The sequence below is a fragment of the Lysinibacillus sp. NPDC097279 genome (assembly GCF_044761745.1).
Lineage (GTDB): Bacteria > Bacillota > Bacilli > Bacillales_A > Planococcaceae > Lysinibacillus.
Genome location: NZ_JBIWDA010000004.1, coordinates 291,821 through 304,906 on the forward strand (window position 1 = coordinate 291,821; position 13,086 = coordinate 304,906).

Annotated in this window: 12 protein-coding genes; 3 read left to right on the forward strand and 9 right to left on the reverse strand. The window is 38.4% G+C overall.

What is annotated here, in order from left to right:
• Positions 1-4 precede the first annotated feature (4 nt).
• The 3 genes from ACIQ1H_RS17370 to lplA form a co-directional block, all read right to left on the reverse strand.
• On the reverse strand, positions 5-988 hold the full coding sequence (locus ACIQ1H_RS17370) for a sensor histidine kinase (protein WP_173479430.1): 984 nt from the start codon (positions 986-988) through the stop codon (positions 5-7).
• On the reverse strand, positions 989-1,693 hold the full coding sequence (locus ACIQ1H_RS17375; protein WP_402890400.1) for a response regulator transcription factor: 705 nt from the start codon (positions 1,691-1,693) through the stop codon (positions 989-991).
• A 230-nt stretch (positions 1,694-1,923) separates the two neighbouring features.
• Positions 1,924-2,916 carry a lipoate--protein ligase gene (gene lplA / locus ACIQ1H_RS17380; protein ID WP_402890403.1) on the reverse strand — a complete coding sequence of 331 codons (993 nt, stop codon included), beginning with the start codon at positions 2,914-2,916 and terminating at the stop codon, positions 1,924-1,926.
• A 142-nt stretch (positions 2,917-3,058) separates the two neighbouring features.
• Here lplA and yhfH point away from each other — a divergent pair, with 142 nt between their 5' ends.
• A complete protein-coding gene (yhfH, locus tag ACIQ1H_RS17385; protein WP_069514604.1) occupies positions 3,059-3,184 on the forward strand; it encodes a protein YhfH in 126 nt (41 codons plus the stop codon).
• Between the two features lie 282 nt (positions 3,185-3,466).
• Here yhfH and ACIQ1H_RS17390 read toward each other — a convergent pair whose 3' ends face one another.
• The 6 genes from ACIQ1H_RS17390 to ACIQ1H_RS17415 all read right to left on the reverse strand — a co-directional run bounded on the left by ACIQ1H_RS17390 (position 3,467) and on the right by ACIQ1H_RS17415 (position 9,988).
• A complete protein-coding gene (locus tag ACIQ1H_RS17390; protein ID WP_402890406.1) occupies positions 3,467-5,653 on the reverse strand; it encodes a YhgE/Pip family protein in 2,187 nt (728 codons plus the stop codon).
• A gap of 103 nt (positions 5,654-5,756) precedes the next feature.
• Positions 5,757-6,326 carry a TetR/AcrR family transcriptional regulator gene (locus tag ACIQ1H_RS17395; protein ID WP_173479426.1) on the reverse strand — a complete coding sequence of 190 codons (570 nt, stop codon included), beginning with the start codon at positions 6,324-6,326 and terminating at the stop codon, positions 5,757-5,759.
• 145 nt (positions 6,327-6,471) lie between these two features.
• Positions 6,472-6,957 carry a FixH family protein gene (locus tag ACIQ1H_RS17400; RefSeq protein WP_173479425.1) on the reverse strand — a complete coding sequence of 162 codons (486 nt, stop codon included), beginning with the start codon at positions 6,955-6,957 and terminating at the stop codon, positions 6,472-6,474.
• A gap of 3 nt (positions 6,958-6,960) precedes the next feature.
• Positions 6,961-8,349 (reverse strand): sensor histidine kinase, encoded by a 1,389-nt coding sequence (locus ACIQ1H_RS17405; RefSeq protein ID WP_173479424.1) that lies wholly within the window; start codon positions 8,347-8,349, stop codon positions 6,961-6,963.
• Positions 8,346-9,029 carry a response regulator transcription factor gene (locus ACIQ1H_RS17410; RefSeq protein WP_173479423.1) on the reverse strand — a complete coding sequence of 228 codons (684 nt, stop codon included), beginning with the start codon at positions 9,027-9,029 and terminating at the stop codon, positions 8,346-8,348. Before ACIQ1H_RS17410 ends, ACIQ1H_RS17405 begins: the two co-directional genes overlap by 4 nt.
• Entirely contained in the window at positions 9,026-9,988 is a 963-nt protein-coding gene (locus tag ACIQ1H_RS17415) for a YncE family protein (protein WP_173479422.1), read from the reverse strand. The genes ACIQ1H_RS17410 and ACIQ1H_RS17415 overlap by 4 nt, the downstream gene beginning before the upstream one ends.
• Before the next feature lie 183 nt (positions 9,989-10,171).
• Between ACIQ1H_RS17415 and ACIQ1H_RS17420 the strand changes: the two genes are divergently transcribed.
• Both ACIQ1H_RS17420 and ACIQ1H_RS17425 read left to right on the forward strand, forming a co-directional pair.
• On the forward strand, positions 10,172-11,257 hold the full coding sequence (locus ACIQ1H_RS17420; RefSeq protein WP_402890412.1) for a glycosyltransferase: 1,086 nt from the start codon (positions 10,172-10,174) through the stop codon (positions 11,255-11,257).
• A 202-nt stretch (positions 11,258-11,459) separates the two neighbouring features.
• Positions 11,460-13,001 carry a collagen-like domain-containing protein gene (locus ACIQ1H_RS17425; RefSeq protein ID WP_402890415.1) on the forward strand — a complete coding sequence of 514 codons (1,542 nt, stop codon included), beginning with the start codon at positions 11,460-11,462 and terminating at the stop codon, positions 12,999-13,001.
• Positions 13,002-13,086 lie beyond the last annotated feature (85 nt).

Sequence of the window (13,086 nt, forward strand, 5' to 3'; positions counted from 1 at the left end):
CCCCCTAGTTTGTAAATGTCACGGTGACAATTGTACCTTTACCTACTTCAGATGTAATGTCTAATTGATGCCCTAGTTTTTCACAGATTTCCTTTGCTAAATATAAGCCCATACCTGTGGATTCCCCAGTTTTACGTCCATTCTCACCTGTAAAAAAGGCTTTAGTCACGCGTGAAAGGTCAGAAGCTGGAATACCAATACCTTCATCACAAATTGCTAACTGAATATAATCATCCTTTTTAATGGCAGACATCACAATTTTTTTATTTTCTTCAAACGTATATTTCACTGCATTTGTTACGAATTGCCCAATAATAAAGCGAAGCCATTTTGAATCACTTGCCACAATCATGTCATCATCAATATGGATTTCTGGGAAAACTCTATTCGTTATAAATAAACGTTTATTTTCATTAACAGTTGCAGTGACAATCGATTTTAACGGTATTTGTTCTACTTGCATATCCTCTTCAAAGTTTTCGAGTCGTGCATTGACAAGCACCATATCCAATCCTCTTCGTAAGCGATCTATTTCCTCTTGAACATTCTTTTTATCGAGAGGGCGCTCATCCTGTAATAGCATCTCGATAACGGAAATAGGCGTTTTCATTTGGTGTACCCATTGATTCATAAATTGATCGTGTCGCTTTTGGCTAGCATACAACGAATGTAGCTCATGCTGATAAAGACGATACAATTCATGCATATACTTTTCCACTTGCATCGCTTCTGGTGTCTTAGCATTTTTTTGAAGCACGTCCTCCATAGACTTTGGAAGATGCAATATTTTGCTCAAATAGCTTTGACGCATTAAATAGCGAATAAGTAGAAAAGAGCATAGCAATACCAAACTAATACTTACAGAGTAAATGGCAGTATCAACGTTACGGAAGCCGTCGAGCCAATACAACACCATAATAAAACCAACTAATATTAGCTGAAATATAAAAAATGTTGCATAATCCCGCAAAAATAGTTTCCAGCCCATTTATAGCTCACCTGCACTTAAAATAAAGCGATAACCTGCACCACGGACTGTCTCAATTGATGATGAAATATTATAATCCGCTAGCTTTTTACGTACACGCGTCATATTAACATTCAACGTATTTTCATCGACAAATGCCTGATCGTCCCAAAGTTCCTCTAACAGTTGCTCGCGCGTCACTACTTTTGGTGCATGGCCCATTAATAATTCTAAAATAATACATTCTTTTTTCTGTAATGGAATTTCTAAGTCATTTTTATGCAACTCCATACGCTCTAGATGCAATACAAGCTGCCCTTGCTTAATTGTCCGTTCTTCTTGCCTAGCTGCATATTCGCCATATGTCCGACGCAAGTGACTACGGATTTTAGCCAAAACAATCTCATAATTAAATGGCTTAGTAATAAAATCGTCACCTCCATTTTCAAGCGCAAAAATTTGATCCATTTCTCCAGATCGCGCTGAAATGAAAATGATTGGACATGTTGTATGTTGACGTAATTGACGACACCAGTAATAGCCGTCATACGCTGGTAAATTTATATCAAGCAATACCATATGTGGATTAAAAGTTGTAAACTCTTCGATTAAATGGTCAAATTCTTGAATTGTTTCCACTTCGTATTGATATTTTCTTAATGTTTCTGCAAGCAATGATGCAATCTTCACATCATCCTCGACAATAAATATTCGATGCTTCTCCATACCGACACTCCTTTCTATCGTATATTGTACCAAAAAAAGGCTACGCGCCATAATTGCGCGTGCCCTTTTCTACTGTGATTACAGAAGTAGCTTCGAATTTCCCTTACTAGGGTGTTTAGCATGTTTCGACTCAAAATGTTTCCAGTAGCATAACCAATCTATCGTCTTAGTATAGGCTAAAAATATCTTTGTTATCGAAAGGCATTTGCCAGCTATTTTTTTATCTACTGTTAATAAATTAATTGTAGAAACTCTTCTGTCGATACGCCACCAAAGTATGTTGGAATGTTGATATCTACGAGCGCATTTGCGATAGCAGCACGGTCATAGTTTGTCCCAACTAGACGTTGTTCTACATCAGTCATATCGCCCACACCAAAGAAATCACCAAAAATATGTGCTTCTTCAATCACACCATTTTTCACCTCTAAACGTATATCAATCCCACCTGAAGGGAAGCGATGTGTTTTTTGAATATTAAAGCGTGGAGATTTACCGTAATTCCACTCCCATGTTTGATAGCGTTCAGCGGATAATTTATGAATATTCGCCCAATCTTCGTCAGTTAGTTCATAATAGCGAATATTTTCTTCACCACCGAAAATGGACTTTAAAATTTCTAGGCGGAATTCTTCCACCGTCATTTTGTCCTTTAAAAATTCCGAAATATTGGCTACGCGTGAACGAATCGATTTAATGCCTTTTGATTCAATTTTATCTTTCTTTACTTTCAATGCAGATACAACCGCATCAATTTCTGTATCAAACATTAATGTCCCGTGACTAAACATACGGCCTTTAGTAGAAAACTGTGCGTTCCCAGATACTTTACGCCCTTCTGCCAAAATATCATTACGACCTGACAGCTCAGCGTTCACGCCCATTTTTGCAAGTGCATCTACAACTGGCTGAGTGAATTTTTTATAATTCATAAAGCTATCGCCATCGTCGTTTGTAATAAAACTAAAGTTTAGGTTTCCAAGATCATGATACACCGCACCTCCGCCAGAGAGACGGCGCACAACGATAATACCATTGTCCTCAACATAATCTGTATTAATTTCTTCAATTGTATTTTGGTTCTTTCCAATAATGATGGATGGCTGATTTATGTAAAATAACAGCACTGGCTCCTTCTCAACGTCCATTGTTTTTAATAAATACTCCTCAATGGCAAGGTTAATGCGTGGATCATGGATCCCTTTATTATCAACGAAAATCATAATCGTTTCCTCCTTCACAAAATATCCATATATTATTTTAACGTAAATTAGGCATTTTGTGTTGACGAAACGCATCTGTTATAATACACTAGAAAATAATAAAACAGTAATAGTACAGATGAACTTAAAGGAGGAGTCCACAATGTTAGAAAACGTAGTTGAATTTTTCAAGAACTTACCTGCAAAACAATGCACAGAATGCGGTGAAAAGATCGAAGAACAAAGCGAATGCTACAGCAACACTTGTGAAAAATGTAACTGCCTATAAGCATTTGCCTATTCTGTAAGTCATTTCGTGCCCCACACGAACTAATAATGACACCCCTCATCATACATTTATGGTGAACCATTAATTAAATCTCTTACACTTACACAAAACAGCAGCTGATACGCTCATATCAGCTGCTGTTTTACTTTGTAAATTGTATGAGTGCCTGACACTCTTCCCAAGGTGACTAATTGTTTGCGTGCCAGGCACTAAAACAATTGGCACTAAAACAATTTGGCACTAAAAACACCCACCAAGTAAATGGTGGGTGTACAAATTTGTTTAATCTTCTACTACTTTTGAGTAACGTCTTGTGTGTAATAGCATGAAATAACCAAATGTAATGGCTAAGAACACAATTAAGTATCCAAATAACACACCGTAGTTTTGCCATAAATATGACATGTCGCCTGTTGAAATACTTGCTTTAAACGCTTGAACAGTATAAGTCATTGGCAGTAATTTATTGAACACTTGTAATGGTTCTGGGATAAGCTCAAGTGGGAATGTACCCGCGCTTGTTGTAAGTTGTAAAATCAGTACAACAATCGCTATGAAGCGACCTGGATCACCGAAAATAGATACTAACATTTGAATTAAAGCTAAGAATACATAGCTTGTCACTAAAGCTGTTAGAACAAAGTAACCTAAATTTTGTACTTCAAGACCTAAGCCCCATTTTACAATTGCTACTGTTAATAAAGCTTGAACAAGACCGACAAATGCAAGCACTGTCACTTTACTTGTAAACCATGTTGCACCATTTTTCGGACGAATAGCTGGTTCAACAAGTGGGAATACAATCGAGATTAATAATGCCCCAACGAATAATCCAAGTGAAATAAAGTAAGGTGCAAACCCTGTACCATAGTTTGGAACATGGTTAACTGATTCTTTTTCTACTTCTACTGGATTACCTACCATATCATACGTGTCATCATTCGCATGTACTTCGTTTGCTTTTTCACTCGCTTCACCTAATTTGCCTGATAGTGTAGCTGTACCGTCCGCAAGTTCAGTCGAACCATCTGCAAGTGTTGCAGATCCTTCAGCTAACTCACCAGATTTAGAAGCTAGCGTTGATGTGCCCTCGTTCAATGTTGTCGTACCACTAGCTAAATCATTTAATCCTGAAGCTAATGTTTTTGAACCTGTAACAGCTGTGTTCACACCAGCATGTAATTCACCTAGTTTATCAGCTAGTGTCGCATTACCAGCTTGTAGGCTTTGCGCACCTTTAACTAATTCATTGCTTTTTGCTGCTAATGCATTTGCACCAGTTAAAACATCTTTTTGACCAGCTGCAATTTGTGATGCACCACCACTTACTTGGCTTGCACCAGCTTGTAACTGTTCAGCACCAGATGCTAAAGAATTTAACCCATTATGCACACTTGCACTTCCTGCTTGTAGCTCTGCTAACGTTTGTTTTAACGCTGCTGCTTGCTCCTCTGGCATAGATGCAATCGCACTTTTCAACTGTTCAGATAGTGCTGTAATACCTGCTTCTACTTGTGCAGAACCATTCGATAATTGATTTGCTGAACTGTTTATTTTACCAGCATTTTCAGCAACCGATGCTGCACCCGAAACGATTTGCTGTTGTTTTTCATTTAATGTTGTAAGGCCTGCTTCTACTTTAGCTACACCTTGTGTGTATTGAGATAAGCCTTGTTCAAGATTTGTTGCGCCTGCAGCTGCCTGCTGTGCACCTTGCTGTAATTGAACTGTACCATTTTCTAATTTAACTAAGCCAGTTGACAGTTCGTTGGCACCTGTTGCCGCTTGCCCTGCACCTTTTGTAATTTTATCTGTACCATCAGAAAGTTCGATTGTGCTAGAAGCTAACTGCTCTAAATAACCTTTTAAATCTTTTGCTCCATTTGCTACTTTTTGTGCTCCTTCATCTAGCTTAACTGAACCGTCAGCAGCTTCTGTAAAGCCATCTCCAAGCGTTGCAATAGAATCAAATAATTTTTCTGCATATGTAGCAGAAACTTGTGAATTTACTTCTGCGCGTATGCGATCCATTGCTGTTTCACCAATTTGCGCACCTAGGAAGTTCAATCCTTCATTTGGGATATAGTTCATCACTAACTTAGAAGGTTTGTCATCAAGTAAAGTTGTCGCATGTTCTGAGAAATTTGCTGGTATTTCTAAGATCATGTAATAGTCTCTACTATTTAAACCTTTTTCTGCTTCTTCTTTTGACACTTCAATAAAGTCAAATTGCTTACTATCGACGAGTTTATCGACCAAGGTATCTCCTAAGTCTAACTTCACATCATCCATTTCTGCTCCATTATCTTCATTGACAACCGCTACTGGCAAATTAGACATGCCTGCGTATGGATCCCAAAACGCCCATAAAAACATGCCTGCATACATGACTGGGATAAATAGGACGGCAATTATTGAAACAAGCATTTTTCTTGTTTTTAGGATTTTCAGCCATTCAGCTTTAATCATATTTTTCTCTCACTCCTATACTAATTGACCGTAATCGTCAATTGGTCATTTTTCTGCAAAAAAATCACAAACTTCACAGTGCGTAAAATTTGTAGATTCTTTGTTAAAGAACTAGCCCTCGAAAGATCGTTTCCTTGAAAAGATTTAGTATCTTTTCTTCAGGAATCATGTCGCCATGTAGCTCATGCCAATCTACCACGAACGCTAAATACGCCTTTAGCAACAGATAACTTACTAACTCTGCATCACAATCTCGAATCTCACCTTTATCAATACGTCTTTGAATTAACGTTGCGACGTACGATAATATTTCAGACTCAATACGAATTAACACTTGTTTTACTGCTGGCGTACGTAATTCTTTTTCTTCCTCAATTAACTTCGCAAATAAAAGATGCTTCTCACGGAACTGTAGCATTTTCATTAAAGCATTATGTGCATTATCCATGAAGCTAGCTGATACATCCAACACTGCATCCGCTTCTGCCTTCATCTCACGTACAAGTGACATCGCTATCTCTTGAAATAAAATTTCCTTATTTGCAAAGAATGTATAAATCGTTCCTTTACCGACATTAGCAATTTTCGCCACTTGTTCCATCGTCGTTGCCTTATAACCAAACAACGTAAATGATTTTGCAGCTGCTTCAAGAATTTCCTGCCTACGATCCATTTGTGACATCCTTTCCTGTTAAGTTATGTACATTCTTTGTACACAGAAATTAAAATGACCAGAAAACCATTTCGGTCATCTGGTCATTATAATATTCCTATTTTAAAAATAATGCAAGCATTTATTGAATATTTTTTTCATTTTATTAATGCTCTGAATCCTCTGATGAATCTTTACCGTGATCGGACATGTTCATATTAGCTTTTTCATCTTCTTTTATTACTTGTGTCATATCAGGTGTGCCAGCCGTAATTTGCTGTTTCGGCATATTATGAATACCATTCGCAGTAGTATGGGCAAACATAAAGTAAACACCATCATGATCAAATGTAGTTTGGGCTTTATAGACGCCATCTTTCTCTAATGTTCCTTCAAGCATTTGCCCTTCATCGCGTTTACCCGATTCCCACACTTCAAATTCGACTATTGCATCATCAATATTTTTTTCACCTTGAATTACATGCGCAGCAAGTTCAATAGGAGCATTTATCGCTACTTCTTTTGGCGTTAAAATTTCCACCTCCAACATTTGGGGCTCTTCCAATGCAGAAGATGTTGCAGGTTCTTCCTTTTCTCCACAACCTACTAATAATGCTGGTACAGCTATCAATGTAAATAACCACTTCTTCATGTTTTACTCCTCCATTAATGGCATCGAAATTTTTACTTTTGTGCCTTTGTCTATTTCACTTTCAATTTCTAACTTGCCTTGTAACTGTTTTAATAATTGTTCAACAATGGATAGACCTAGGCCACTTCCACCATCTACTCGACTGCGCGCTTTATTGACACGATAAAAACGCTCTGTGACATGTGATAAATCTTCCTGCGGTATACCTATCCCCTCATCTTCTATCATGATAAGCGCATTGCCGTTGTGTTCAATTGCTACAATGTCAACCTTCGACTGCTCATAGGAGTAATTGATAGCATTTTCAATAATGTTGATAAAAATTTGCTTTAGCTTCACTTCATCGGCTTTAACAATTAATTCATCATCTACATCAAGGTGCAAAGTAATATTCTTTTTCTGTGCTTGATGCGTTAAAATTTTTTGAACTTCTCGTAATGTCTCTGCAAGAGGTATCGGATAGAGTGCGATGTCCTTTTGTTCATTTTCCATACGAGCAAGTTGAAGAAGCTCATTTGTTAAACGTTCCATACGATTTGCTTCACGCACGATTAACTGAATAGTTTCCTCTTGTTGCTCTTCTGCAATAATACCGTTTTGCATTGCTTCACTATAACCTTTTACATAGCTAATAGGTGTACGCAATTCATGAGAGACAGTCGCTAAAAAAGTCTTTTGCGCCTCATCCTCTCGTTGAATTGCCTCCGCCATATCGTTAAAAGTGCTTGATAGTTTCCCGATCTCATCACTCGATTTGACAGGGACACGTGTTGCATATTGTCCATAAGACATTTGTTCTACTGCCGTTTGTAAGTCACTTAATGGACGCATAATATGTTGAATACCTTTATAGACAAAAAAACTAGTCACTATCAAAAAGACAAATGCACTCAAAAATAAAAAAATGACTTCTTGACTTGCTAACTCACTAATTTTGGCTAATGGGAAGTAAATATAAATAATTCCCTCTAGCCTATTTTGATCTACTAAAGGTAGGACTACTGAAATAAGCTGTCGATCGAAACGAGGTTCATAGCCAATTTTTTGCACATATTTCCCTTCTAGCAATTGCTGCCGTTCATCAGCTCCTATCAATGTTTCATAATCAATATCAAACGGAACACAGGCACTCAGTTCACGAGGATTTCTAACAGCAAAAATGTTTAAATTGGAATAGTCATTATAATGTTCAATATTAGCTATAAATTCGTCTGTAACTTTACCACTCGTATACATTGTTTGTAGCTTTGTCCCGATTTCAATCATATTGCTTTCTGTATCTTCCACATAAAGCTGTTCATATAAAAAATCAGTCAGTACATACATAAAAACAACTGTGATTATCAAAAATGCAAAAATTAAAAGCCAAATACGTGTAGAAATCTTTTTCATTCGCCTGGATCAAAGCGGTAGCCTACTCCCCAGACGGTTTGTATATACCCTGCCGCTTCCTTTCCAAGCTTTAATCGCAAAGTTTTAATATGTGTATCAACCGTTCTTGTTCCACCTAAATAATCAATATCCCAAATACGCTCTAACAACTGCTCACGAGAATAAGCATTTCCTGGATTTTTCATAAATAAGTGTAATAATTCAAATTCCTTTAAAGTTAATGGAATAACCTTCCCTTCCACCGAAACTTTACGTGCAATCTCATCTAATTTAATTGGCCCAAAGACTACAAATTTTTGCTCAAAATCTGCTATATTCGTACCACTTCTTCTCAATACAGCATGCATTCGTGCCACTAGTTCATCATTTGTAAACGGTTTAACGATATAATCATCTCCACCGAGTGTTAGTCCTTTTACTTTATCCTCATTAGCATCTCGTGCCGTTAAGAAAATGACAGGCACATTAGACATCGCTCGAATACTTTGACAAACCGCAAAGCCATCTTCATGTGGCATCATCACATCTAATAAAACTAAGTCAATTTGTTCGCGAACAATAATATCGTACGCCTCAGTTCCACATGCAGCTGTAAAGGTTTCGAAATTGGAGTTATTGAGCATCATCTCGATTAAATTACGCATATCTTGCTCATCATCAACAATTAATACCGTTGTCACTTTTCTTCCTCCCTTACTAACAGCTGAAATGCACCTTTGCCAACATCAACTGTTTTTTGTACTTGACCATCTTTTATAAAATATAATGTATGGTCATCATAACCAGCTACAACAATATAGTCCTTAAACTGATTCACAACAAATGGATTTGCTCCTACTTCTTTTTCCCATAAAACATTTCCTTTAAAATCAACCACATATAATTCATTATGACCGTGGCTAACGACTAACACTTTATCTTTCGTCTTTGTTAAACCTACTGGCATTAAAGGCATTTCTATATTGCCACGCACAGTACCCGTCCCAAGATCAAATCGCTTTACTGAACTATTCGGCTTGCTTCCTTCACCATGCCCACCAACCCAAAGCTCATTTGTCTCCTCGACGATGACAATGCCATGTGATGATTTTCCTATTGGCCATTCCTGTTCTATTGTTAAATCTTTAATGGATAATACCGATAATTTCGTATCTTTATAATTGACTACATAGAGCTTATCTTTGTAAGTAGCCATCGACATCGGGTAGTTACCAAGTTGCTGTGATGCCAACTTATTTCCTTCCACATCAAAGCTTGTCACTGTGTTCATCTTACTATTCGTCATAAAAAATTGTTTAACATTTGGATCATAGTACACATTTGTCGTACCTAGCTCTACTTTTTTGGAATAAAGCTTTTTCCCCGTTGAAAGTGTATAGACAACGATTTCATCTAATTGATGCCCATATAATAATATTCGGTCATTATCTAGTAATAATGCGCCTGTATATGCTTTATCGAATGACCATGTTGCAATTACGTTCCCCAGCTCATCAATAAAATCTAATGAAGGCTCTTGTATGTTGAGCGATGCAATAAAACTCTGATTACGGTCAAGTGGCTCAAAAGATTTCTCGGTACATCCCGCCAACCAAATAACTTGTATAAAAGAAAAAATGAAGAATGCCCATTTTTTCATAATCATCACCTCTGCCCTTTAACTATACTTTACATTTGTGAAATCTGCGTGAAACTTGAAAGGTAAATTTATGACAAATTCCCAAGTGATAACAGTGTTTTAACATAATAAGAAAGGTCAATTTGCCTCGCAAAAAAACTAACTTTACATATACTACAAAGATTATTGAAAGGAGGAATCAATATGGTAACGATAAGTTTATGTATGATTGTGAAAAACGAGGAGGATGTTATCGCCAGATGCCTTGAATCAGTAAGTGATTTAGTCGATGAAATAAATATTGTGGACACAGGCTCCACTGACAAGACAAAGGAAATTGTTAAACAGTTTACAGATAGGATTTTTGATTTTAAGTGGATTCACCATTTTGCCGATGCACGTAATTTTTCCTTTCAACAAGCAACTTGCGATTACATTTTTTGGTTAGATGCAGATGATGTTTTAATGGCTGAAGATCAAGAAAAATTTAAAGTGCTAAAGGAATCATTAACTCCTAATATCGATGCCGTCTCGATGAATTATCATTTAAGCTTTGATAACGAAGGTAATGTTAGCTCTCTTATAAGAAGAAATCGATTAGTCAGAAGGGAGAAACAATTTCGATGGATAGGGGCGGTACACGAATATTTAGAGGTTAGTGGTAATCTGATTGAAAGTGATGTTGCAGTAAGCCATTTACCACTTCAGCACGATCACCAGCGCAATATTACTATTTACAAGAAACTCCTTCAATCAGGAGAACCTCTATCACCACGTGACACATTTTATTATGCCAATGAATTATTGGATCATAATGAAATTGAAGATGCAATATTTTACTATGAGCTTTTTCTCACATCTAAACAAGGCTGGGTAGAAGATAATATTAATGCCTGTTTTAAACTAGCTGATTGTTATTCGAAATTAAATGATAAGGAAAATAACGTAAGTTCTATTTTAAGAAGCTTCGAATATGACACCCCGCGCCCCGAAGCATGCTGCAGGCTTGGGCATCACTTTATAGAACAGGCAAAAAATCATGAGGCCATTTTTTGGTATGAACAAGCACTCACAATAAAACCTAAACCAAATGCCCCTTTCCAAAATAAAACCTTTACTACTTGGTTACCCCATTTACAACTTTGCGTCCTCTATGACCGATTACAACAATACGAATTAGCTAACACCCATAATGAATTAGCACGTGTCTACTTACCTCATGATCCAAAAATCTTACACAATAAAAGCTACTTCGATTGTTTGTTAAAAAACAACAACGATAAACTTTAATTTACCTTTTATAAAAGGATTTAAATTCTTGTAAAAGTGTTACCTTTCATCTACCAATCTTATCGCCCTACCCCTTCGGTAAATAATTTTAATAATAAATAATATAGGTTTTACAAATTATCAAATAAACAGTAAAAGTAGTTAACCGTCCACCTCCTCTATCATTTTTATGAATAGGATACTTGAGAGAGGAGGTGAATAAATGAACTTTGAAGATTATTTTTTAAATAATGTTTGCAGTAAATGTAGGACATTCCCCTGTGGTTGTATAAAAATACCCGAACATCATAGCTGCATTTGGCCAATTAAACCTACAGGAACTACTGGTTGTACAGGCGCAACAGGACCTACGGGGGCTACTGGTGTGACAGGTACTACTGGTCCAACAGGGCCTACGGGAGATCCTGGTGCTACTGGCATAACGGGAGCTACTGGGCCAACAGGTCCTACGGGAGATCCTGGTGCTACTGGCATAACGGGAGCTACTGGGCCAACAGGACCTACGGGAGATCCTGGCGCTACTGGCATAACGGGAGCTACTGGGCCAACAGGGCCTACGGGGGCTACTGGACTTCTTGGACCTACTGGACCTACTGGTGCCACTGGCGAACTCGGACCTACTGGACCTACTGGCGCTACGGGGCTTCTTGGACCTACTGGACCTACTGGTGCTACGGGACTTCTCGGACCTACTGGACCTACTGGTGCTACTGGGCTTCTTGGACCTACGGGACCTACTGGTGCTACGGGACTTCTCGGACCTACTGGACCTACTGGTGCTATGGGACTTCTCGGACCTACGGGACCTACGGGTGCTACGGGACTTCTCGGACCTACGGGACCTACTGGTGCTACTGGGCTTCTTGGACCTACTGGACCTACTGGCGCTACGGGACTTCTCGGACCTACGGGACCTACTGGCGCTACGGGGCTTCTTGGACCTACTGGACCTACTGGCGCAACTGGGCTTCTTGGACCTACTGGACCTACTGGCGCGACGGGGCTTCTTGGACCTACGGGACCTACTGGCGCGACGGGGCTTCTTGGACCTACGGGACCTACTGGCGCGACGGGGCTTCTTGGACCTACGGGACCTACTGGTGCAACGGGACTTCTCGGACCTACAGGACCTACTGGCGCGACGGGGCTTCTTGGACCTACGGGACCTACTGGCGCAACTGGGCTTCTTGGACCTACGGGACCTACTGGCGCGACGGGACTTCTCGGACCTACGGGACCTACTGGTGCTACTGGGCCAACTGGACCTGCCTTTACAGAAGGTTTCTCAGCCTTCCTAAGTACTTTATCTGTTAGTTCCTCTACTACTTTAACTAATTGGAGTGTAGCTTCACCATATTTCACAACACCAGCATTTAATCCAACAACGGGTATATTTACAGTTCCTACAACTGGAAGATATGCTTTTGAGGCAACTATCAACTATTCTACAGTAGCTGCCATTAGTCTTGGAATAGGTGCAGGTGTTAACCCTGCATTTGCTATCCGTAGAAATACAACTACTAATTTAATTAGTGGTTTATTCCCAATATTAAATTTATCCGTTACCTTATTAACTATTAGAGCAATTCTTGGTAGTGGCACTGTAACATTGGCTGGAGAAGTTAATTTAAATGCAGGTGATCAAATAGATTTAGTTTACGAAGCAAATGGTTTATCGCTTGCCTTAACACTAGGAGGCGCTAACTCAGGTGGTATTGTATGGTCATGCCACAGAATTTCTTAATTGTATGTATTCCATTAAGAGATTTAACCTTTATACATTGATGCATTCCACTATGGATAAACTTAAATCAAATAAAAAAGTAGTA